Source organism: Aeromonas sp. 600282 (assembly GCF_049175755.1).
In the GTDB taxonomy this organism is placed as follows: domain Bacteria; phylum Pseudomonadota; class Gammaproteobacteria; order Enterobacterales; family Aeromonadaceae; genus Aeromonas; species Aeromonas veronii_A.
Map to the genome: position 1 here is coordinate 1 of NZ_JAAKVR010000011.1, position 23,292 is coordinate 23,292.

Below are 23,292 nucleotides of genomic sequence, written 5' to 3' on the forward strand. Positions count from 1 at the left end.
GTTGCGGGGGCCGGATTTGAACCGACGACCTTCGGGTTATGAGCCCGACGAGCTACCGAGCTGCTCCACCCCGCGTCCGAATTGTCACCCTCAAGCCGAGCAGTAGCTTGATGGCGTTTGTTTGCTTTCGACTGTTTACACAATCGCAGGCTGACGAAAAGTTGGTTGCGGGGGCCGGATTTGAACCGACGACCTTCGGGTTATGAGCCCGACGAGCTACCGAGCTGCTCCACCCCGCGTCTGAGGTCGCCAATAATAGGCGCCAGCGCACAGATTGCAAGTAAATATCTCAAAAAAAGTTTATTCGTAGATTAATCAGACAGAGAGTGAGGACATTAGCAGCATCATGCTGTTTTTTCAGGCAATAGAGTCAAAGCCACATACCAGGCACTACACTCAGTGAGATGAACACTCCTCATTTTGGGTAGGTATGATATGCGCATCTCCGCCGGTCACTGCCGTCAGTTGGGGGCGACACCCGACAACCGCGGCGTCAACTTCGCCATCTGGGCCCGCTTGGCCAGCCGGGTAGAGCTGCTGCTTTTCTCCAGTGCCGAAGATGATAGTCCCGAGGTAATTCCCCTCTCCCCCCGTTTCAACCGAACTGCCTACTACTGGCATATCCATATTGAAGGACTCCCCATCGGGCAACGCTACGCCTACCGTATCCAGGGACCATGGCGTCCCTATTGTGGCACCCGCTTTGATGGTGACAAGGTTCTGCTCGATCCCTATGGGCGCAGTATTGAACTGGGCCCCAACTATGACCGATGGGCGGCTGCACGCCCCGGCAGCAATATGGCTTGCTGCGCCAAAAATCGGGTAGTCGATACCCACCACTACAACTGGGAAGGAGACAAACTGCCTGCTCACTCTCTCTCCCGCTCGGTGATTTACGAACTCCATCTGAGGGGGTTTACCAACTCCCCGAGCTCCGGGGTTGATCCTGCATTGCGGGGCACCTATCTTGGATTGATTGAGAAGATCCCCTATCTGCAATCTCTCGGGGTCACCGCCGTTGAACTGCTGCCGGTGTTTCAGTTCGACCCTCAGGATGCTCCCAGGGGGCTATCCAACTACTGGGGATACAGCCCCATGTCCTTTTTCGCCCCCCATGCCCAGTACGCCTGTGGCGATGATCCGCTGACCGAATTTCGCGATATGGTCAAGGCGTTGCACAGGGCCAATATCGAGGTGATCCTGGATGTGGTCTACAACCACACCGCCGAGGGGGGAGATGATGGCCCCACCTTCTCGTTTCGCGGCATCGACAACGAGGCCTACTACATCCTCGACAACAACCAGAAGGACACTAACTACTCGGGCTGTGGCAACACCTTCAACGGCGCACACCCGGTGGTACTGCGGATGATCATGGACAGCCTGCACTTCTGGCGCCAGGAGATGCACGTCGATGGCTTCCGGTTTGATCTGGCTGCCATTTTGTCGCGGGATGAATCGGGCCAGCCACAGGCCAATGCCCCGACCCTGCGCACCATAGATACCGATCCCAAGATCGCCGATATCAAGCTGATCGCCGAGGCCTGGGATGCAGGGGGGCTCTATCAGGTGGGATCACTGGCCGGCGCCCGCTGGCGTGAGTGGAACGGCCAGTTCAGGGACGACGTACGCCGGTTTCTGCGCGGGGATGACAACAGCGTCACCGCCTTTGTCGAACGGTTGTGCGGTAGCCCCGATATCTATCACTATCACCATGCAGATCCCGAGAAGAGCATCAATTTCGTCACCTGCCACGACGGCTTTACCCTGTGGGACTGGGCCAGCTACAACAACAAGCATAACGAGGCCAATGGCGAGCAGAACCGTGATGGCTGTGATCACAACTTCAGCTGGAACCACGGCCATGAAGGGGTAACGGACGATCCCCAGATCAATGCCCTGCGCACGCGCCAAGCCAAGAACATGATGGTGGCAACCCTGTTATCGGTGGGATCCCCGATGCTGTTGATGGGGGATGAACTGCTGCGCACCCAGCACGGCAACAACAACGGTTACTGTCAGGACAACGCGACCTGCTGGATGGATTGGCAACCAACTCCCCGCAGCCAGGAGATGTTCCGCTTCATGAAGGAGCTGATCCAATATCGCAAACATCTGTTCCAGCGCCCGGAGCAGGAGAGCATGCCACTGTCGCTCACCGAAATCCTGCGGCACAGCGAGATCTGCTGGCACGGAGTCAATGCCATGCAGCCAGACTTCAGTCCCCACTCCCATGCCATCGCCATGTCGGCGCTGTCAAGCGAAACCCGACTGGCCCTTTACGTACTGTTTAACGCCTACTGGGAGCCCCTCACCTTTAACCTGCCCAGCCCGCCCAAGGGAGTTGGCGGCTACTGGCGGCGGATCCTCGATACCGCCCTCCCCTCACCGCAAGATATCTGCACTTTCGGCATGCCACTGGAAGGGTTGACCAGAGAGTATCTGGCCCAGCCACGCAGCAGTTGCCTGTTTATCTGCGGGGCCGATGACTTCTATTGATTCTCGAGAGTCAGATATGAAAAAGCCCCGGGCCTTGGCTCGGGGCTTGCTCTTTTCAGTGTCAGTGTCAGATCAGCTGGTACAGCACGCTGGTAGCGGCAATCTGGGCGATCAGCAGGCCACACAGGGAAGTGGAAACCACCACAGGCGCGGTATCACGCTGCAAGTAGAGCGGGCTGAACCAGAGCAGCAGGGAAGCCACCAACAAGGCAGCCTGTGTCACCACCGCCGGGATCAGATCATCGAGATTGGCTTCAGCCCCTTGCCAGCCCACCAGCACGGCCAGCCAGATAAGGCTGGCCATGGCGCCCGCCAGCGCAGCCAGCGGCAGAAGAGTATTAAACGCCTTGAGGCGGTGACGGGCTCGCAACAGCATCAGGTGAGCAAAGGCCGCTCCCAGCATCACCATCTGCAATAAACCGCTCACCCAGCCCTGCAGCTGCAGCAGCCCGAAGCCATAAACAGCGAGTGGCAACGCCGGTAGCCAGAGCAGCGTTGAGGGGACTGCACGCTTGCCCTCCAGCCGTGACTGGGCCAGCGACAAGCCGACCCCGAGCACCAGTGCGGCACCACCACTCCAGATCAGCCAACTGGCCGCCTTGGCCTCTACCGCCAGCATCAAGGAGAGCGCGGTAATGACCCAGATGGAGAAGAGCTGCTGAGTGATGCGTGAGCGCTGGCCGGGGCAGATATCACCGCGCCATAACACGATACCGAGGGCAATGAGGGCACCAAGTGCCATCAAGCCGGTAAGGGGAAAGAGCCAAAGTGGGAGTTGGACGAACATGACGCCTCCAGCAGCAAGAATTCGGGAGCGCCACCGGGGCGCCAGAGAAGAGTGGGCGAGTATACCCAAACCTGCGGCTATCCCCAATCACGACAAACAGACCGGCAAAAAATGAGCAGATGCCCCGAAGGTCATGATGCAGCCGACAGGCCCATTATCACACCGACTTCACACCTGACCGCGAGCCAGTGCCACTACCCGCGCAAACATCTGACGCAGCACGGGAGGAATATGCTCGGCACCAAGCCGCTCGGCTTCTTCCACCACCGCCAGTGCCATCCCCGGCTTGCTGCGGTGATGAATCGCCTTATTGATGATATGACTGGCACTCCACATGGCTCGTCCGCCCACCCCTGCTTCCCGCCGGAACACGGCTTCAAAACCATTGTGATAGAGGTAATGTTCAATGTCAGAGGCTGGCAACTGAGTCAACCGATCCCGTTCCCGCTCCCCTTTGAGTTGGCCCCGGGCCGAAGCAGCATACTTGAGCCCCGCCTCGTCGCCATCGGTCAACAGGTGCCACTCGATACCAAAATCCCGCGCCACCTTGATCAGCGGTGACTGGCCGCACTGGGCAAACTCGATAATCCGCACCCCTTCGGCCCGCAAACTGTAACCACAGATCTGGGCCAGCTCGGAGAGCAGCCAGATCTCGGTCTCCCCCTCCACCAGCAGCCAGCAACGGGCAAACAGCGACATGGGGCGGTTGATCCGCACGTGGAAGGCGATCTTGCGCAGATCGTCGCTGCTGTAACGCTCGCCCCCCAGCTGGTGACAGAGGATATCCTGCTGACGGCGCACCAGTCGTCGCACCTGATTGAGCGGCAGGGAAGAGAGCAGATCTCCCGAGTTGGTGGTGAGCAGCTTCTGGCCCGGCAGTTGTTCCAGCAGCCCCCACGCCAGCGCCAGCATGGTCGGGTGCAGCCGGCTCTCAGGATCCTCCAGGATCATGATGGGACGGGCCCCCTCCTCCAGCTCGCGATTGCCTCGCGCCTGCAGCAGGGTCGCCGCCATCCCGGCCATCGCCAGTTGCAGGGTGCGGTTATCGGCATGGCGCAGCAGGGTGTGCAGGTTGCCAGGATTGCGCAACGTCATGGGACGATTGATGATGTCACGCTGGCTGCGCGGTTTGTTCTTGATGGGGGCCAGAGCGTTGAAATAGTGATCCATCAGCTGGCGCACTGCTTGCAGCGCCTCCTTCAACTCCGGCTCCCCGATGCGCTGGGGCTCATCGATCAGCTTGTCGGCCAGTTCACTGAGTCTGTGCTCCGAGAGATCTCCCCACTGCAGGGTTTCCACCCCGTTGCGGGCACTGCGAGCGTCCCGCAGCCGGAACACCGGGTTCATGGTGATCAGCAGGCTAACCAGTTCGTTAGTATTGGCAATAGGCAGGCTCTTGCCCACCCCGTCGAGAAAGTCGTGAATGGTGAGCACAGAGCCATCAGCTTGCAGCTCGGCACTGGCACGATAGTGGATGCGATGAAACTTGTCCTTGTGCAGCACCCAGGAGGCGCCAAGACGAGCCAGACGGCGAGAATGCTGGCACATTTGTGGCCTGTGCTCACTGAAGGTGAGCACCAGTTGCAGATGACGCGAAGGGGCCAGCTCGGGATCTTCCGGTTGGTGAAAATCATCGGCGGTGAACTGATAGGGCTCGGCATTTTGCCCCAGCAGACACCAGAGCGCGCGCAACAGGCTCGACTTGCCCCAGGTATTCTCGCCAATCAGCACTGTGGTGTGATCCAACCCGAGCGAAAGACGATTTATACCGCGAAAACCTTTTACTTCAATACGTTCCAGAAACATCCTGCAATGTCCACGTCACTCAGATTGAGCAATAGTGGCAAAGTTAACTGGAAAATCCTATCGGCAGCCGGGCTTTTTCAACGTGAACTGTGAGGCACTGCAGGTTCGGGAGGGGTGACGACAGCGGTGCGATCTTGCGGGGCATTCCAGTGGCTGAACCAAAGGTGACGGGTACGGATTTGACGTTTGCGATAATTCAATGGGCATTCCTTTCAATGGATAAGTGGTAGAGAGTACACCTCTTTTGCCCAAAGTCTCAGGCTTATCTGTGACGGGAAGATGACAATTGCGCCCGCCACTGCCCCGGCGTCAAACCAAACGCCTCGCGAAAACGATTACCGAAATGGGCCTGCGAAGAGAAGCCACACTGACTGGCGATGCTGGCCAGCGGCTCGGGGCCAGTCAACAGCTGCTTGGCCCGTTTGAGCCGCAGCCCCAGCAGGTAACGGTGGGGCGGGCAGCCGAGACTCTGGCCGAACATGCGGGCAAAGTGATACTCGCTCAGCCCCGCCTGCTGGGCCAGCTCTGCCAGCGTGACCGAATCGGCCAGATGGGCCTGCAGATACTCCTGCACCCGCTTGATCACCACGGGCGCCAGCCCGCCGCGCAGAGGCGGCAGACCGGGAGCCTCCTCGGTGTGGTGGCGATAGGCGTGGAGGATCAACATCCAGGCGCCGTGGGAGAGTGCCAACCGATCGACCCCTTGCTGCCACTGAAGCTGCATCAACTGGCGCTGCACCAGCGAAGCTGCCTGCGGATCGTCGATAAAGGTCTTGTCCACCAGTTGCAGGTGGCGCCCCTCCTTGTCACACGCCTCCTCGGCGATACGGGTGAGGTGAGCCGGGGTGAAGTAGAGATGAAAGAAGCGAAACTCTTCGCGCACCAGCCACTCGGATCTGTGGTGATCCGGCATGATGCACACCTTGCCGGTGCCACCGTGGCCACCCGGCCCATCGAGTCGCTCGGTCTGCTCGCCTCCTTGCAGATAGACGCTCAGGGTGTGGTGGCCCGGCTTGTGATAGCGGGTCTGGTCATAGCAGTTGCGCCAACTGGCCACCCCGAGCCCGGGTTCGAGCCAGCAGGCGTCCTCCAGCTGGGCGCCGGTGCTGACCAGTGCATCAAATACCCCTGCTGTTTTCATTCGCCCCTGCCAACTGTTCTGGTGTACATGTTATGCCGCTGCCATCCATCTTACCGACCGCGCCCGCAGATGACAGCGCAGGGAGATGAAAAACCGCAAGATGGTGCAATCCAGCCATCAGGGCTCGCCCCATAGTGGGTCATCTCTCCTTGACTCACCGGAACTGTGATGAACCTGATGCTCTATCTTGCCACCGTGCTTATCTGGGGCAGCACCTGGATTGCCATCGCCTGGCAACTTGGCCCCATCCCCATCGAGGTGTCGGTGCTCTATCGTTTCCTGCTGGCCGCGGTGGCACTGTTTGCCCTGCTCACCGCCAGCGGCCGCTTTCCACGCCTCCCCTGGCATGGCCAGCGTTACGCCGCACTGCTCGGTGCCCTGCTCTTTTCCACCAACTTTCTCTGCTTCTACCACGGTACCCGCTATATCCCGAGCGGCATGTCGGCGGTGATCTTTGCCAGTGCCAGCATCTTCAACGGCCTCAACCTCTGGCTGTTCGAGAACAAGCGCCCCACCCTGCGCTGGCTGCAAGGCTCCTTGCTGGGGCTCTTTGGCACCCTGCTGCTGTTCTGGCCGGTGCTGGCGGATGCGCAACTGGGTGCAAACGGCTGGAAGGGGCTGCTGCTCGCCTGCGGCGGCACCCTCTGCTTTTCGCTGGGCAATCTGGTCTCGGCACGGGGCCAACGCCATGGCTACCACGTACTGCAACTGGTGCCCTGGGGCATGGTTTACGGCGTGGTGCTGTTGCTGGGCTGGGTCATATTGCTAGGCCAACAGCTGGTGGTGCCGACCGATGGCCACTATCTGGTGGCCATGGTCTACCTCGCCCTGTTTGGCTCGGTGATCGCCTTTACCGCCTATCTGACGCTGGTGGGGCGCATCGGTGCCAGCAAGGCCTCCTACGCCACCGTGCTCTTTCCATTGGTGGCGCTTACCCTCTCCACCTTCTATGAAGGCTTTGTCTGGCAGCCGGTCTCGGTGGCCGGAGTGGTGATGAGCCTCATCGGCAATCTGGTGATCTTCGCGCCGCCCTTGAGCGAATGGCGCATTCGACCGGCCAAGGCAGCAAACGACCCTTGCTCCTGAGCCAGTCAGCCCCTAAGGTAGCGCTGATCAATCTGTGACGATCCTGATGGCGATAAACAAGGGGGCGAGATGTTACTGGAAGGGCTGGAGACGCTGAGCCTACTGGCAAGTGAAGGAACCATGGCCAAGGTGGCCAGTCGCCTCTATATCAGCCAGTCGGCGGTGAGCAAGCGGATTGCCCAGCTGGAGCAGCGCCTCGGCAAGAAGCTGATCGAGCCGGAGGGGCGCCAGATCCGCCTCACCCCGCAGGCCAAGGAGCTGCTTGAGCGAGTGGCCCCGAGTCTGGCCGAAATGAAAGGGGTGCTTGCCGATAGTCAGGATCTGGCGGATCAGAGTCCTCTCCCCATCGCCTGCTCCGAAACCCTGCTGGCGGGTTATCTCGCCCACTTTATGCGCGACTATCTGGAGCACGATCCCCACCTTGCCCTCTCTACCCACCACACGCCGGTCATTCTGGCGCGGGTGCGCAGCGGTGATGCCCTGCTCGGCATCTGCGCCGGTCGGCTCCCACCCGGCCATGGCCTCGGCGCCGATCTGCTACTGGAAGAGCCCTTCTATCTGGTTGGCGAGGCGCAGCAGAGCCTGCCGCCAGCCAGCGCAGAAAGCAGGCGCAAGATCCTCACCATGGATCTGGAGAACCCCTCCAACCGCTACCTGCGCGAACCGCTGGCAGATATGGGATTGGAGCCCACCATGGAGCTCGACTCCTATCTGGCGCTCATCGAACTCGCCAAGGCAGGCATTGGCCCTGTGCTGCTCCCCGCTGGCCTGCTGGGGCTGGTGGGAGAGCAGGGGGAGATGGCGCGCCCACTGCCCGGGCTGGGCCGCCCCCTCCATCTGGTCTACCGACCAAACAGCCTAAAGCGCGAGCGCATTGCCCAGCTGGTGAGCACCCTGCACCAACACTTTAGCCACCGCAGCGACACGCCGAGCTAGCGCTGTAAAACACCAGATGTGACAACGGGGCCCTTGGGCCCCGTTAACAATTGCGATGCGGCAAGCAAGGCGCACATCAGATCCAGGCAAACAGCTCCGGATACTGGCTCCAGACCAGCTTGGCAGACATCAGCAAGGAGACGGTCACCAGCAGCGGCTTGATCAGCTTCACCCCTTTTTTCAGCACCATCTTGGAGCCAAAGCGGGCGCCGATAAACTGCCCCAGCGCCATGCAAAAACCCACACTCCACACCACCTTGCCACCGAGCGCAAAGAACAGCAGGGAGGCGATATTCGAGGTGAAGTTGAGCAGCTTGGTATGGGCGGTGGCGCGCGCCATGCCAAAGCCCGCCAGCGCCACGAAACCAATGGCAAAAAACGAACCTGTGCCCGGCCCGAAGAAGCCGTCATAAAAGCCGACACCGCCCCCCACCAGCAGCGCAAACAGCATGGGAGTCAGACGGCGGGAGCTCTCGGCATCGCTTACCCGCGGCGAGAAGTAGAAGTAGCAGGCAAAGGCCATCAGCAGAAAAGGGAGCAGGCGCTCGAGAATGGCGGCGTCTATGGTCTGCACCGCCAGCGTGCCGATAGCCGCACCGATAAAAGTGCAGATCACCGCAGGCCAGATCATGGCCCACTCCAGCAGCCCCTTGCGGGCATAGAACCAGGTGGCGGAGAAGGAGCCAAAACTGCTCTGCAGCTTGTTGGTGCCGAGCACCAGCGCGGGCGGCATGCCGGTGGCGAGCAACGCTGGCACCGTCAGCAGACCGCCGCCACCGGCGATGGCATCGATAAAGCCGGCGACAAGCGCTACACCGAACAGGGCAAACAGGGTAACCAGTTCCAATTCCATCCATAGACCTCACGAGAGTGGGTTGCCCTAAGGGGTTGGGCAACCGGAGAACACCAAAACGACGTTGTGCGGGGAGCACAGGCTGTCCGCTATCCTAGCGGGCCACTGACCATGAATCTAACGAAACAGTGGCAGCCAATTGATTCCTGATTTTCATTAATTTGAGCGGCCACGCCCCTGCCCCAACCCTCAGAGGGCCCGTTACAGCGCGGGTGACGGGACTTCCGCTTCCTTGATGGCCGCCAGCGCCTCACATAGATGATCCTCATCGGCACCGGGGAAACGGCTGACCCGACCGGCCATGTAGCGTCTGCTGAACAGATTGAACCAGTGCTGCAATGCCTGCCCCGCCTTGAGCTCCCCCGCCACTTCCAGCACGCAGGCCGCCACTTCGGCGGTGCAGAGGTGCTCGTCGCAGTTGGCCACCCGCATCCCATAGGTCGAGAGCGCATCGGGCTTGATGGCCAGCACCGGAAATCCGTCGAGATAGGGGCTCTTGTTGAACATCTTGCGCGCCTCCGGCCAGGTGCCATCGAGCAGGATAAAGAGCGGTTTTTTACCCGGTGTCAGCGTCACCTCGCCGGTCAGGCGGGCAGGCTCCTTCTCGCAAGCGGGAAAGACCACATAGGGCTGCCAGGCTGGATCGGCCAGCAGGGCCAGCAGCTCGGGATGGGGCTGGGTACGTGACCAGAGAAACGCCCAGGTAGTGTCCGGCAACACATCGGCAATGAGGCGACCGGTGTTGGAGGGTTTCATCGGCTCACTGTCATACATCAGCAGGCAGAAACCTGCCTCTGCTTTGAGTTCGGGGCGCCACTCGCAGGCACACCAATCCTCGCGCAGCTGACAGGCCGGACAGCGGGCCAGAGTGCCGCCACGGGCAAGAAACGGTCGGGTAGAGATACTCTTGCGCCAGGCCCGCAGGCGGTTGACGGCGTGATCAGGAACAGGCTTCATCTAGGTTCACAACTGGAGTCAAAACAGGAACGGCAGCGGTGCCAACATGTCACGGCGCCACAGGGCGCGATAACAGGGGGACTGCCGGAAAAGCGCAAGATTGTACCGAGTTACGCGCTGGCGGAACAGCAATCCCTGCCCTTTTCGCCAGACACTGCGCCAACTCCTCTTGTCTTACGACTCCTGACAGCTGCGCAGCAGCTCCAGCAACAGGCTGCCATCGCGCAGCGCCTTGTGCACCTGCACCGAGGTGGGCTTGGTGGGATCTTCGTAGAAGTGGGTGGATTCAATCTGCAGCCGAACCAGATATTCGGCGGGCAACTGGCTGGCCAGCGACTGGTGCAGCATGGGGAACAGCAGCCGATCGGCACGGGTGATCTCGCCCCCCAGCAGCAGCTTGCCCGGATTAAGCAGGCAGATGAGATTGGAGAGTACCTTGGAGAGGCGGCCCGCCGCCTGATGGAGAATATCCTGACAGAGGCCGTTGCCCGCCAGCGCCAGCTCGCACAGCTCGCGGATGGTGACGCTCTCGGGCAAGTCGTGCTCCTGCATCCGTTCGCGCAGATCCCGGTATTGCGCCTCCAGCGCCTGATTGGTCACTAGGGTGCAGGCACAACCAAAGCCGCCGCAGTAGCAGCGCTGGCCATAGGGCTCGAGCTGCAGGTGGCTGAGATCCCCGAGCAGCGCATTCTCGCTCTCGATGAGCTGGCCATTGACCACCATGCCAACCCCGATGTCGTTGTGGACAAACACCAGCACCGCATCGGCGCAATTTTTGGCGGCCCCCCACTCCCGCTCTGCCTGGATCCAGGTGCGCACATCACCACTCACCAGCACAGGTACCGAGAACACCTCCTGCAAGGTCGGCCCAAGCGGCCAGTTGCGCAGATCATAGAAGGGGAAATGTTTGACCATACCGGAGTGACGCTCTACCTGTCCGGGTAGACAGAGAGCGATACAGGCCAGATTGAGGGACTTTCTCGGCAAGAACCCCTGGATCGCATGTACTAAGCTGCCCAGCAGGTCGTTACGCTCAAGCTCGGTAAAGAGGTGGCGATGGCGGGCCAGGGAGCGGCCTGAAAAGTCGAACAGCGCCATATCCACGTAACCACGACCAAGACGCATGGAGAGAAACTGGAAGCGGCGCTCGTTGATGCGCAGCAGGGTCTGACGACGACCGCGCCCCACCGAACTTTCGCCACAGGTCACCACCAGACCACCATCGAGCAGTTCACGAGTGATCTTGGTGATGCTGGCAGGCGAGAGGCCGGTCAGGCGGGAGAGATCGGTGCGCGACAGCTCCTTGTGCTCCTCCAGACTGGCATAGACCAGGCCATAGTTGAGCTGACGGATCAAATCGATACTGCCTTTCACGATCTCATTCATAGGGTATGGATTAAGGGCTGAAACTGGGGCCACCGATTTTCACACATTATTGCTCGATCCCCAAATAAAGCGCGGTCTGAACCGAGGTTCAGACCGCATTGTTGAGTCAATATCACCGAGATGGTCGGGCTCAATAACGGAACTGGGAGACCAGTTTGCGCAATTTGTCACCGGTATTGGCCAGATCGCGGGTGGTGCTGTTGGACTCCATGGCTGCGTCGGTCAGCTCGCTGACGATCTGCTGGATCGCTACCAGGTTCTTGTTGATCTCCTCCGACACCGCATGCTGCTCTTCGGCGGCGGTAGCGATCTGGATATTCATATCGTTGATGGTACTGACCGCCATCACCATGCTGTCGAGGGAGCTGGCAATATGGCTTGCCTCCTGCACCGTCTCCTGACTGCGATCCTCGCTCGCCTGCATCACATCCACCGCCTGCTTCACCCCCCCTTGCAAGCGCTGGAGCATCTCATTGATCTCTTTGGTGCTCTGTTGGGTACGACCGGCCAGCGAACGCACTTCATCCGCCACCACCGCAAAGCCGCGACCCTGCTCACCGGCACGGGCCGCCTCGATAGCGGCATTCAGCGCCAACAGGTTAGTCTGCTCGGCAATGCCGCGAATGACCTCCACCACCGAGCCAATCTTGGCGGTCTCTTGGGCCAACTGTGCGATGACGCCGGAGGCGGTATGCACCTCCCCCACCAGCCGGTTGATACTGTTGATGGCCCCGCTCACCACCCCCCGGGCGGCGTCCGATTCACGGGCCGCATCGCTGGTTGCCGTCGCGGCATTGGAAGCACTGGCCGCCACCTCCTGGGCAGTGGAGCTCATCTCGGTCACCGCAGTCACCACCTGATCGGTTTCCCGGCTATGGCCATGCATCTGCTGGTCATAGTGCTCGCTCAGATGGTGCAGCTTGTCAACAGCGGTGAAGAGATGGTTACTGGTCTCGCCAACCTGACTCACCACCGACTGGATCCGCTCGACAAAGCGGTTGAAGGCGCTGGCCAGCTGGCCAATCTCATCGTCGCTCTGCACCTTGAGGCGCTGGGTGAGATCCCCGTCACCATTGGCAATATCGTTCAATGCCAGCACGGCATCAGCCAGCGGCTTGGTAACCCGATTCCCCACGATCACGGTCGCCGCCAGGGTGACACCCAGGATCAGCAAGATCACCAGCACACTGCTCTGCAGCGACTCGTGCATATTGCTTTCGCGCTCGGCGCGCAGGGCCGCCAGCTCGTTGTCGATGTCATCGATATAGAAACCGGTACCGATAACCCACTGGTATTTGTCGAGCGCAATGTTGTAGGCGAGCTTGGGAGCATCACGACCAATGGAAGGTTTGGCCGTCCAGTACTCGGCAAAGCCATCCCCCTGACGGGCCACCTTGATAATGTCCTGGATCAGCAACTTGCCCTTGGCATCCTTGTCGTTCCAGCGATTTTTTCCCTCCAGCTCGGCACGGGTAGGCAGCAATATAGTGTTGCCCTCGAAGTCATAGACAAAGAAATAGCCATCGCTGCCGTAACGCAACGGCCTGAGCAGCTCTTTGACCTTCTGACGATTTTCCGGAGAATCCGGCTGTGCATAAACGGCATCGACGGCGGTTTTGGCCATCATGATGTAACTGCTGAGCAGCGCTTTACGCTCCTTGATGGCATTCTCCCTCGCCACCACCAGCTCAGACTCCAGGTCGCTCTTGGAGACCATGTAGTTACTGAGATTGACCACCAGGGCCATCAGCAGCACGGGTACTGCACCCAATAACAGGATTTTCTGTTTTAGCGTCATCTTTCACATCCTTGCAGCTGTTTTTATTGGAATTCCTTGCTTACCCATCAGTATAGGTGCTGGCAGGGCGAGCCCAGCTTTCGTTACAATTCCCTTAAACAAATCGGCCAGAACCTGAAAATCATGAATCTTTGTCCTTGCGGCTCAACCCTTTCACTCGAATTGTGCTGTGGCTTACGTCACAGTGGCGCGGTGGCTGACACCCCGGAGCAGCTGATGCGCTCGCGCTACAGTGCTTTTGTGCTTGGTCTGGGGGAGTATCTGGTCTATAGCTGGCACCCGGCCCACCTTGGCGGCCTCACCGCCAAAGAGCTCTCTCGCATCGACACCCGCTGGGACGGTCTCGAGATCATCGCCAGCCAGGGCGGCCCGGAGGATGAAACCGGAATGGTGGAGTTCAAAGCCTGGTTTCTGGAGGGGGATGAGCGCCACTGCCTCCATGAGCGCTCCCGCTTCGTGCGTTATCAGGGGCGCTGGGTCTACACCGAGGGAGAGCAGGATCCGGCGCCCCTCAAGGCGGGACGCAACGATCCCTGCCCCTGTGGCAGCGGAAAAAAACACAAGAAGTGCTGCGGCTGACCCATAACACACCCACCAGACTCGTCAAACAGTGACAAGGGGCATCCGATGCCCCTTTTTTGTGTCTGTTATTCGCCAGCAGCCCACAAACCGATGCGATAACAAGCGTGACAAATGTCACATAATGCTCATTAACGCGCGAGCAAATGAGCGTTTGCGAGCGCAAATTTGGCCCATATCAAACATTTCCACTCAGAAGTAGGCCACACTGGCCTCATCTGGAAGAGATGAGACGGGCAACAATGAAAAGAATAACTACACAAGTCGTCATCATAGGCGGCGGTGCCACAGGGGCCGGTATCATGCGCGATTGCGCACTGCGCGGCATCGACTGCATCCTGCTCGAGCGCGATGATATCGCCGCCGGCACCACCGGCCGCAACCACGGCCTGCTCCACTCCGGTGCCCGCTACGCGGTGACGGATCAGGAGTCCGCCCGCGAATGCATCCAGGAAAACCGCATCCTCAAGCGGATTGCCAGCCACTGTGTCGAGGACACGGGCGGCCTCTTCCTCACCCTGCCGGAAGATGACATCAATTTCCAAACCACCTTTATGGATGCCTGCGCCCTGGCCGGTATCGAAACCCGCCAGCTCGATCCCGGTGAAGCCCTGCGCATGGAGCCCAACGCCAACCCGGCGATGATCGGCGCCATCCATGTACCGGACGGTACGGTCGACCCGTTCCGCCTCGCCGCAGCCAACGTGCTGGACGCCAAAGAGCATGGCGCACGCATTTTCACCCACAGCAAGGTACTGGGACTCTTGCGCACGCAAGATCGGGTGCACGGGGTCAAGGCCATCAACACCCGCACCGGCGAAGCGTTCGAGGTGGAGTGTCAGGAGGTGATCAACGCCGCTGGCATCTGGGGCCAGCAAATTTGCGAATACGCCGATCTCGGCATCCGCATGTTCCCGGCCAAGGGCTCCCTGCTCATCATGGATTACCGCATCAACCAGCTGGTGCTCAACCGCGCCCGCAAACCGGCGGATGCGGACATTCTGGTGCCGGGCGATACCATCTCCCTCATCGGTACCACCTCCAGTCGCATCGATTACAACAAGATTGACCAGCTCACCGTCGAACCCGAAGAGGTCGAAGTGCTGCTGCGCGAGGGGATCAAGCTCGCCCCCATCATGGCGCGCACCCGTCTGCTGCGCGCCTACGCCGGGGTGCGCCCGCTGGTGGCGGTGGACGGTGACGACACCGGCCGCAACATCAGCCGCGGTATCGTGCTGCTGGATCACGCCGAGCGCGATGGCCTCAAGGGCTTCAACACCATCACCGGCGGCAAGCTGATGACCTACCGCCTGATGGCGGAGTGGGCCACCGATCTGCTGGCCAAGAAACTCGGCAACAGCAAGCCCTGCCAGACAGCCGAACTGAGCCTGCCCGGCTCGCGGGATCCGGAGAAGGTCTCCGCCCCCGGTCTCTCGGTGCCGGTCGAAGGCTCCGCCCAATACCGCCACGGCGAGCGGGTCATCGCCTTCTTCCGTGACAATCCCAAGGCCAACGCCCTGATCTGCGAGTGCGAAATGGTCACCGCAGGTGAAATCGAATACGCCCTGCGCGAGCTGGATGTGGACAACCTCATCGATCTGCGCCGCCGCACCCGTCTGGGCATGGGCCCCTGTCAGGGCGAGCTCTGCGCCTACCGCGCCGCCGGTCTGATGCAGGAGTACGGCAAGGCCGATGGCCGTCAGGCCTGCGTCATGCTGCGCCAGTTCCTTGAGGAGCGTTACAAGGGAACCCGCCCCGTTCTGTGGGGCGATGCCCTGCGCGAGGCCGAGTTCACCTACTGGATCTACGAAGGGCTGTTTGGCCTGGGGGAATGGACGGCGCCACAGCTGGTCGCCGATACCCCACGCGACCCAACCAGCGAGACCACTCACAAGGAGAGCCGTCATGAAGTTTGACAATATCGTTATCGGCGGTGGCATGGCGGGACTCTCGGCCGCCCTGCGGCTGGTAGAGGCGGGCCAGAAGACCCTGCTGATGGCCTCCGGCCAGAGTGCCCTGCACTTCTCCTCCGGCTCGGTCGATCTGCTCGAAAGCGAGGGAGATCCCCGCGCCGCCCTGCCCGCCTTTATGGCTGCCCATCCGGATCACCCCTACAGCAAAGTCGGAATGCAAAATATCGAGGCAAGTCTGGCCGATCTGCAGCGCCACTGCGCCGAACAGGGATTGCCGCTGGTTCGCCACGAGACCAATCACCAGCGTCTGACCCCCATCGGTACCCTCAAGCGCACCTGGCTCTCCCCCGATACCTGCGCCTGTGTCACCGATGCACCGATCCCGGACGTGCTACTGCTGGCCACCCTCGAGGGCTTTCGCGACTTTCATCCGGCACTGGCTGCCGCCAATCTGGCGACCCATCCGCGTTTTGCCCACTGCCGCATTCTGACCGGCGAAATCCGCCCGCCCCAGCTGGCGGAATTCAGCCGCAATCCCCACGAGTTTCGCTCAGCCGATATCGCGCGCCTGTGTGACAAGCACCATCTGGTGGCCGATCTGGCCCGCGAGATCAGCCGCATGGTGCAGGAGAGCGGTGTACCCGGTTGCCGCCATATCGTGCTGCCCGCCTGTCTTTCGCTGGGGCTGGTAGGCCCGCGTCTGACGGAGCTGGAGCAGCGTACCGGCTGCACCATCAAGGAGGTGGCCACCATGCCGCCATCACTGATCGGGATGCGGATGCAGGAGGCGCTCAAGCGCCGCTTTATGGCCCTTGGTGGCACCTTCCTCACCAGCGAGCGGGTGCTGGGCGCCCGTTACGACGGTGACCGGGTGGTCGGCGTACATACCCAGAATGGCGATGATCAGCTGTTTGAAGCGGACAACTTCGTGCTTGCCTCCGGCAGCTTCTTCAGCCGTGGGCTGGAATCCCGTCTGCGTGGCATTCGCGAACCCATCTTCGATGCCGATGTGTTGAGTCTGGAGGAACGTGATGCCTGGGCCGGTCGTCGGCTGTTCGACCACCACCCTTTCATGGGCTTCGGGGTCAAGACCGACGACAAACTCAAAGTGCTGCGTGGCGGCAAGCCGCTCACCAACCTCTATGGCGCGGGCAGTGTCTTGGCCCATTACGACCCAATTCGTGAAGGTTCCGGCTCCGGCGTTGCCGTTGCCACCGGCTGGCAGGCTGCCGGCCATATTCTGGGCGCGGCCCAATGATTACTACGTCCCATATCCCGTGTCTTCATCATCGCCGGGAGGAGAACTGACATGCTACTGGATCACGCCAACCAAACTTTCGATCAGTGCATCAAATGCACCGTCTGTACCGCCTACTGCCCGGTGGCCAAGGCCAACCCCGCCTACCCCGGCCCGAAACAGGCGGGCCCGGATGGCGAGCGGCTGCGCATCAAGAGCCCCGAGCTGTTTGACAGCGCCCTCAAGCACTGCACCAACTGCAAACGCTGCGAAGTAGCCTGCCCGAGCGGGGTGCGCATCGGCGACATCATCGCCAAGGCCAAACACCAGTACAGCGGTTTCAAACCGGGGATCCGCGAGTTCGTGCTCTCTCACACCGATCTGATGGGCAGCATGTCTACCCTGATGGCCCCGGTGGTCAACTTCACCACCGGCCTCAAGCCGATGAAGCTGGTGCTGGACAAGGCGCTGGGGGTCTCCTCCCACCGCGACCTGCCCAAATACTCCCAGGGCACCTTCCGCGGCTGGTACAAGAAGCAAAAAGAATCTCAGTCCCGCTTTGCGCGGCAGATCGCCTACTTCCACGGCTGCTATGTCAACTACAACCACCCGCAGCTTGGCAAGGAGCTGGTGCAGGTGCTCAACGCCATGAACATCGGTGTGCAGCTGCTGGAGCGAGAGAAGTGCTGCGGCGTGCCGCTGATTGCCAACGGCTTCATGGACAAGGCCAAGCAACAGGCGGCCTTCAACATCAAGCAGATGGAGAACTCCCTGCTGGGTAACGAGATGCCACTGCTGGCTACCTCCTCCACCTGCGGCTTTACCCTGCGCGATGAATATCCCCACCTGCTGGAGCAGGACAACCATAAGGTGCGGGATCGCATCTCGCTGGTGACCCGCTTCCTGTGGAACGAGTTCTACAAGGGCAACAAACCGGCGATGAAGCCGCTCAATCTGCACATCGCCTACCACACCCCCTGCCACATGGAAAAAATGGGGGGCGTCATCTACACCCTCGAATTGCTGCGCGCCATTCCCGGGGTCAAGGTGACGGTACTGGAGTCCCAGTGCTGCGGTATCGCCGGCACCTACGGCTTCAAGTCGGAGAACTACCAGACCAGCCAGACCATCGGCGAGGGGCTGTTTGATCAGATCAACCGCCTCTCCCCCGATCTGGTGATCACCGATTGCGAGACCTGCAAATGGCAGATCGAGATGAGCACCAGCTTCCGCTGCGAGCATCCCATTCATCTGCTGGCCCAGGCTCTGGCATAAGATGAGCGTGACCATATCCGCTGGTGTAAACCCCGAAGCCGGGGTATTCGTTGGTTCACCACCATGCCTTTGGGGCTGCAACCCAAACAGTATCTGATCACGATAAGACCTGAGAGGAGCCGGCATTGCCGGCTTCTCTCATTGATGTTGCCGACCATCTCGCCCATCGGCGGAACGCCCGGCCCGTACAGACTGTAACCGACAGCCCTCTCAAAAAAGAATATTTATTCATTTATTATTTTTATACCCATAAATAGATAATTGATATGACAGATAACCCTGCATGCCTTGCCAAATAACACAGGCATACCTCAGGTGTCGCTCCGTCCCGCCACAGAGACTCATTACACTTCCAATATTCTGACTTTCTTAATAATTTAACCGGGATCTCATTTCTGTCTGTTGGTGCTCTCGGTAATTGATCTAGCGCAAGCCCCCCTCTGATAAATCATCATTCTTTTTACCCATTTGGTAATATCCAACTCGAGCAATCGCATAAAAACATGGGTTTTATTCACTAATAACAATGAAGCGGCCTGCCTGCTCCTGCTTGGCGGGGGCGAACCAATGCCCACATCCAGGATGGAACTGTCAGGTCTGGCAATGAGATCGATTAGGGAGTGATGATCGTGAGTTCACGCAACAGACAGATCAAGCTGGGCCTCGCCGCCCTGCTGCTGACTACCAGCCTTGGCACCAGCGGCTGGGCACAGGCAGCCGATGACACGCAACCCAAAGGCAAGATCGAGGCGCGCAGCGAGCTGTTCGCCAAGGATCACGCCGATCAGTTCACCAGCTGGCAAGCCACCAGCGAAAGCAAGGAACGCACCGATGCGCTGGCGGAAGATCCCAACATGGTGGTGCTGTGGGGCGGTTACCCCTTCGCCAAGGATTACAACAAGCCACGCGGTCACTTCTATGCCCTGACCGACGTGCGGGAAACCCTGCGCACCGGCGCCCCCAAGACCGCCGAAGATGGTCCGCTGCCGATGGCCTGCTGGAGCTGCAAAGGCCCGGATGTGGCCCGCGTCATCGACGAGCAGGGTGAGGATGGCTACTTCAAAGGGATGTGGGCCAAGGGTGGGCCGGAAGTAGTCAACACCATCGGCTGCGCCGACTGCCACGACACCGCCTCGAAGGAGTTCAAGGAGGGTAAACCGGCCCTGCACCTCTCCCGTCCCTATGCCGATCGGGCCATGACCGCCATCGGCAAGCCGTTCAAGGAGCAGGGGCGCTTTGATCAGCAGTCCCAGGTGTGCGGCCAGTGCCACGTGGAGTATTACTTCAGCGGCCCCACCAAGGCGGTCAAATTCCCCTGGGACAAGGGCACCACTGTGGAGCAGATGGAGGCCTATTACGATGAAATCGGCTTTGCCGACTGGACCCATGCCCTCTCCAAAACCCCCATGCTGAAAGCCCAGCACCCCGAGTACGAAACCTGGCGCGCCGGCATTCACGGCCAGAACTACGTCGCCTGTGTCGATTGCCACATGCCCAAGGTGCAGAACGAGCAGGGCAAGGTCTACACGGATCACAAAGTGGGGAACCCCTTCGATCGTTTCGAGCAGACCTGCCGCAACTGTCATACCCAGAGCAAGGAGATGCTGCAGGGGATCGTCAAGCAGCGCAAAGAGGCGGTAATCGAAACCAAGCTGAAGGTCGAGAAGCAGCTGGTACACGCCCACTTTGAAGCCAAGGCGGCCTGGGATGCCGGCGCCACCGAGGCTGAGATGAAGGATATTCTGCAGGACATCCGTCACGCCCAGTGGCGCTGGGACTACGCCATCGCATCCCACGGGGTGCAGATGCACGCCCCCGAAGTGGCCCTCAAGGTACTTGGCAGCGCGCTGGATAAAGCCGCTGACGCCCGCACCAAGCTGGCGCGCCTGTTGGCCAGCAAGGGGATCAGCCACGAGATCGCCATCCCCGACATCTCCACCAAGGAGAAAGCGCAAGCCGCCCTTGGCATGGATATGAAGCAGTTCAACAGCGACAAGGCCCAATTCCTCAAGACCACGGTCCCCGCCTGGGATGCCGAGGCCAAAGCAGCCGGACGGCTGGCACAGTAACGGCGCCTGCGGGCCCGGTGCCAAGTCGGGCCCGCAGCGGATGGAGGCTTCCTATGGGTGATTTAACGATGGATTTCTTACGACTGATGCTGATGGCAGCCATGCTGCTCACCAGCCTGCAGGGTCAGGCGGCCGAGCCGGCAGCAGCCCCTGTTCCAGCTACACATGAGGTGGAATTTTTACGCAATCCCGACAAAGCCTGCACCGACTGTCACAAGGAGCAGAGCGAAGGGATGCACGGCAAGCATGGTCAGGCGACCAATCCCAACAACCTCAAGCCGGTGACCTGCACCAACTGCCACGGCCAGCCCTCCCCCCAGCACCGGGAAGGGGTCAAGGATGTGATGCGCTTCAGCCACAGCCTGAAGGATAAAGAGAGCATCAAGCTTTATCCCATCAGCGAGCAGAATGGAGTCTGCATGAGCTGCCACGAGCCTAAAGAGCTGCGCGAGGCGCTCTGGGCCCACGACGTGCACGCGACCAAGCTCACCTGCACCAGCTGCCACCAGTTGCATCCGGCCAAGGAGCCCATGGTGGGGATCCCGGAAAAATCCCGCATCAAGCTCTGCGTCGACTGCCACAGCAAGCAGCATGAGGCCAGCAAGGCACGGCAGGAGCAGTCCAAACCGGCTACCGGCAAGGAGGCATCATGAGCTGCTCTCGCCGTGACTTTATGGCGGGCATGGGCGCAGGGGCCCTTATCATGATGACGGGGACTGCTAGTGCCAACACCCGCTCCCTTGCCCCCCCCCTCGCCCACAGCCAGACCATCGACGGGATCCGCTATGGCATGCTCCACGATGAGACGGCCTGCATCGGCTGCACCGCCTGCATGGATGCCTGCCGGGAAGTGAACAAAGTGCCGGAAGGCGTCTCGCGCCTCGAGATCATCCGTTCAGGCCCAATCGGTGAATTTCCCGACGCCGAGTACCGCTTCTTTCGCAAGTCCTGCCAGCACTGCGACAACGCCCCCTGCGTGCACGTCTGCCCCACCGGCGCCTCCCATATTCGCAAGGAGGATGGCATCGTCGATGTCGACGCGGATCTCTGCGTCGGCTGCATGTATTGCCTCGCCGCCTGCCCCTATCAGGTGCGCTTTATCAACCCGGTCACCCGAGTGGCGGACAAATGCGACTTTTGCCGCAAGACCAACCTGACGGCGGGCAAGGAGCCGGCCTGCGTGGAATCCTGCCCCACCAAGGCGCTGGTGTTCGGCAATCTGGATGACCCGGACAGCCCCATCGCCCAACGGCTGGTGAAGGAGACCACCTATCGCTACAAGCAGGCGCTCGGCACCTCGCCCAAGATGTACCGCGTGCCCAAAGGGGAGATAAAGTCATGACGATGCAAGAGGCGTTTCACTTCCCTTCCCTTGTCTGGGAATTTGTCCGATCGCCATCTACCGCAGTAACAGAAGGAGGAATGGATCATGTTGCATGACGCATTTCACTTCCCTTCACTGGTGTGGGACTGGCCCATCGCCATCTATCTCTTTCTGCTCGGCATCTCCGCCGGGGCCACCACCCTTTCGGTGCTGCTGCGCCGCAAGGGGGCCGGCAGCGAGAGCGGCATCATCAAGGCGACCGCCATTCTGGCGCCAGCGAGCGTGATATTGGGGCTGCTGATCCTTATCTTCCATCTGGCCCGCCCCTGGACCTTCTGGAAGCTGATGTTCCACTACCAGTTCGACTCCGTGATGGCGATGGGGGTCATGCTGTTTCAGCTCTATATGGCGGTGCTGTTCGTCTGGCTGGCGGTGGTGTTTCGCGCCGAGATTGAGACCTTGCGTCGTCACCTGCTGCAAGAGAAGTTCGCTTTTGTGGATGGGCTGATTGGCTGGCTTGCCCGCATCGAGCGGCTGCTGGCCCCGCTGTTGTTGCTGCTCGCCGTGCTGCTGGGGGCCTACACCGGCTTTCTGCTCTCGGCGCTCAAGACTTATCCGCTTTTGAACAACCCTGTGTTGCCGGTGTTGTTTCTGGTCTCGGGCATCAGCTCCGGCATCGCCTCCACCATCTTGCTGGCGGTGACAATCTTCAAGGAGAACCATCACAGCCAGGGGGTGAGCTTTGTGCATCGTTTCGAGCGGCCGGTGCTGGCGGTGGAGGTGCTGCTGCTGGTCTGCTTCTTTACCGGCCTCTACTTCGGTGGCGGCCAGAAAGAGGCTGCCATGTGGGCGGCCATCGGCAGCGGTTTCTGGGCTCAGGTGTTCTGGCTCGGGGTGGTGGGCATCGGCATGCTGCTGCCCCAGCTGCTGGCTCTGCTGACCCCGGCGCCCCTGCGGGTGCGAAACGGCCATCTGGTGCTGGTCTGCAGCCTGACCCTGGTGGGGATCCTGCTGCTCCGCTACTTCGTGCTCTATGCCGGTCAAATGACAGTCGTATAACGGTATGATCACCAGCGCCAGCCACCTTCGGGTGACTGGCGCTGGCTCGTTGATTCGCAAGTGAAATCTAAATGGGGATAACAACGTTGGAATTTCTTTATCGAGGGTTCAACTGCCATATGACAGTGACCGATGCCATGGTTCCCAAATCGCTATCGGATGATCCAGAGCAAGGCGCTGAGTTTGGTGATGACAGAGTTCAATGCGGAGACTCAGATTTCACATGCGGACTCTCTATCACCAATAGCATTCACTCACACGAATACGGTGGGAATGGTGAACCAACTGGAGGGATATCGACAACCCCGCATTTTGAAGTAGCCAAACGCTATGCCTTGGGAAATGGAAGGTTTGCCAACGGCCATGTCATCCGAATGTCCATCCCAGAATTAAAGAAAGCTGGCGTAACCATCTATCGAGTCAATGATTGCCTTGATACCCCCTCAGTCCCTTCGGATGACGAACATTGGATCTATTTCAAAGGCGAGTTTCCTCAAAGCACCATTGTGGAAACGTTCCACGTCTACTCAGAAGCGCCTTCTGAGCCTGAGTTGAAAGACTGAAATTTGTAATTAATTCAATTAATT

The 23,292-nt window shown here is 60.1% G+C and carries 19 protein-coding genes and 2 tRNA genes; 12 read left to right on the forward strand and 9 right to left on the reverse strand.

Annotated features, from left to right (window positions below; translation table 11 throughout):
• Position 1: 1 nt before the first annotated feature.
• Positions 2-75, reverse strand: a tRNA-Met gene (locus G5137_RS11660).
• An 87-nt stretch (positions 76-162) separates the two neighbouring features.
• A tRNA-Met gene (locus G5137_RS11665) sits at positions 163-239 on the reverse strand.
• Between the two features lie 196 nt (positions 240-435).
• Between G5137_RS11665 and glgX the strand changes: the two genes are divergently transcribed.
• On the forward strand, positions 436-2,499 hold the full coding sequence (gene glgX, locus G5137_RS11670; protein ID WP_421255409.1) for a glycogen debranching protein GlgX: 2,064 nt from the start codon (positions 436-438) through the stop codon (positions 2,497-2,499).
• A 67-nt stretch (positions 2,500-2,566) separates the two neighbouring features.
• Here glgX and G5137_RS11675 read toward each other — a convergent pair whose 3' ends face one another.
• The 3 genes from G5137_RS11675 to G5137_RS11685 all read right to left on the reverse strand — a co-directional run bounded on the left by G5137_RS11675 (position 2,567) and on the right by G5137_RS11685 (position 6,233).
• A complete protein-coding gene (locus tag G5137_RS11675) occupies positions 2,567-3,286 on the reverse strand; it encodes a hypothetical protein (RefSeq protein ID WP_151285685.1) in 720 nt (239 codons plus the stop codon).
• Positions 3,287-3,454: 168 nt separating this feature from the next.
• Entirely contained in the window at positions 3,455-5,092 is a 1,638-nt protein-coding gene (locus G5137_RS11680) for an ATP-dependent endonuclease (protein WP_216953487.1), read from the reverse strand.
• Between the two features lie 262 nt (positions 5,093-5,354).
• Positions 5,355-6,233, reverse strand: a complete 879-nt coding sequence (locus tag G5137_RS11685) for a helix-turn-helix domain-containing protein (RefSeq protein WP_421255410.1) — start codon at positions 6,231-6,233, stop codon at positions 5,355-5,357.
• 168 nt (positions 6,234-6,401) lie between these two features.
• On the opposite strand from G5137_RS11685, the gene G5137_RS11690 reads away from it, so the two are divergent.
• Together G5137_RS11690 and G5137_RS11695 are read left to right on the forward strand one after the other, a co-directional pair.
• Positions 6,402-7,319 carry a DMT family transporter gene (locus G5137_RS11690; RefSeq protein ID WP_421255411.1) on the forward strand — a complete coding sequence of 306 codons (918 nt, stop codon included), beginning with the start codon at positions 6,402-6,404 and terminating at the stop codon, positions 7,317-7,319.
• 69 nt (positions 7,320-7,388) lie between these two features.
• A complete protein-coding gene (locus G5137_RS11695) occupies positions 7,389-8,255 on the forward strand; it encodes a LysR family transcriptional regulator (RefSeq protein WP_103251180.1) in 867 nt (288 codons plus the stop codon).
• 76 nt (positions 8,256-8,331) lie between these two features.
• Here G5137_RS11695 and G5137_RS11700 read toward each other — a convergent pair whose 3' ends face one another.
• The 4 genes from G5137_RS11700 to G5137_RS11715 all read right to left on the reverse strand — a co-directional run bounded on the left by G5137_RS11700 (position 8,332) and on the right by G5137_RS11715 (position 13,249).
• Entirely contained in the window at positions 8,332-9,108 is a 777-nt protein-coding gene (locus tag G5137_RS11700) for a TSUP family transporter (RefSeq protein ID WP_005333472.1), read from the reverse strand.
• A 201-nt stretch (positions 9,109-9,309) separates the two neighbouring features.
• Entirely contained in the window at positions 9,310-10,065 is a 756-nt protein-coding gene (locus G5137_RS11705; protein WP_421255412.1) for a tRNA-uridine aminocarboxypropyltransferase, read from the reverse strand.
• Positions 10,066-10,239: 174 nt separating this feature from the next.
• Complete coding sequence (locus G5137_RS11710) at positions 10,240-11,451, reverse strand: ROK family transcriptional regulator (protein WP_164536668.1); 1,212 nt, start codon at positions 11,449-11,451, stop codon at positions 10,240-10,242.
• A gap of 130 nt (positions 11,452-11,581) precedes the next feature.
• Entirely contained in the window at positions 11,582-13,249 is a 1,668-nt protein-coding gene (locus G5137_RS11715) for a methyl-accepting chemotaxis protein (protein WP_421173108.1), read from the reverse strand.
• Positions 13,250-13,372: 123 nt separating this feature from the next.
• On the opposite strand from G5137_RS11715, the gene G5137_RS11720 reads away from it, so the two are divergent.
• From G5137_RS11720 to G5137_RS11760, 9 genes are all read left to right on the forward strand, one after another.
• On the forward strand, positions 13,373-13,828 hold the full coding sequence (locus tag G5137_RS11720) for a YchJ family protein (RefSeq protein ID WP_337072867.1): 456 nt from the start codon (positions 13,373-13,375) through the stop codon (positions 13,826-13,828).
• Between the two features lie 242 nt (positions 13,829-14,070).
• Positions 14,071-15,744, forward strand: a complete 1,674-nt coding sequence (glpA, locus tag G5137_RS11725) for an anaerobic glycerol-3-phosphate dehydrogenase subunit A (RefSeq protein WP_150389008.1) — start codon at positions 14,071-14,073, stop codon at positions 15,742-15,744.
• Positions 15,734-16,999: a glycerol-3-phosphate dehydrogenase subunit GlpB gene (gene glpB, locus G5137_RS11730; RefSeq protein ID WP_421255413.1), complete on the forward strand. Its 1,266-nt coding sequence runs from the start codon at positions 15,734-15,736 to the stop codon at positions 16,997-16,999. The genes glpA and glpB overlap by 11 nt, the downstream gene beginning before the upstream one ends.
• Before the next feature lie 51 nt (positions 17,000-17,050).
• Positions 17,051-18,253 carry an anaerobic glycerol-3-phosphate dehydrogenase subunit GlpC gene (glpC, locus tag G5137_RS11735; RefSeq protein WP_158111129.1) on the forward strand — a complete coding sequence of 401 codons (1,203 nt, stop codon included), beginning with the start codon at positions 17,051-17,053 and terminating at the stop codon, positions 18,251-18,253.
• A gap of 623 nt (positions 18,254-18,876) precedes the next feature.
• A complete protein-coding gene (nrfA, locus tag G5137_RS11740) occupies positions 18,877-20,322 on the forward strand; it encodes an ammonia-forming nitrite reductase cytochrome c552 subunit (RefSeq protein WP_421255414.1) in 1,446 nt (481 codons plus the stop codon).
• A 53-nt stretch (positions 20,323-20,375) separates the two neighbouring features.
• Complete coding sequence (gene nrfB / locus G5137_RS11745) at positions 20,376-20,975, forward strand: cytochrome c nitrite reductase pentaheme subunit (protein ID WP_139459307.1); 600 nt, start codon at positions 20,376-20,378, stop codon at positions 20,973-20,975.
• Positions 20,972-21,664, forward strand: a complete 693-nt coding sequence (gene nrfC, locus G5137_RS11750) for a cytochrome c nitrite reductase Fe-S protein (protein WP_421255415.1) — start codon at positions 20,972-20,974, stop codon at positions 21,662-21,664. The genes nrfB and nrfC overlap by 4 nt, the downstream gene beginning before the upstream one ends.
• Before the next feature lie 87 nt (positions 21,665-21,751).
• Positions 21,752-22,705 (forward strand): cytochrome c nitrite reductase subunit NrfD, encoded by a 954-nt coding sequence (gene nrfD / locus G5137_RS11755; protein ID WP_421255416.1) that lies wholly within the window; start codon positions 21,752-21,754, stop codon positions 22,703-22,705.
• A 119-nt stretch (positions 22,706-22,824) separates the two neighbouring features.
• Complete coding sequence (locus G5137_RS11760; protein WP_421255417.1) at positions 22,825-23,268, forward strand: hypothetical protein; 444 nt, start codon at positions 22,825-22,827, stop codon at positions 23,266-23,268.
• Positions 23,269-23,292 lie beyond the last annotated feature (24 nt).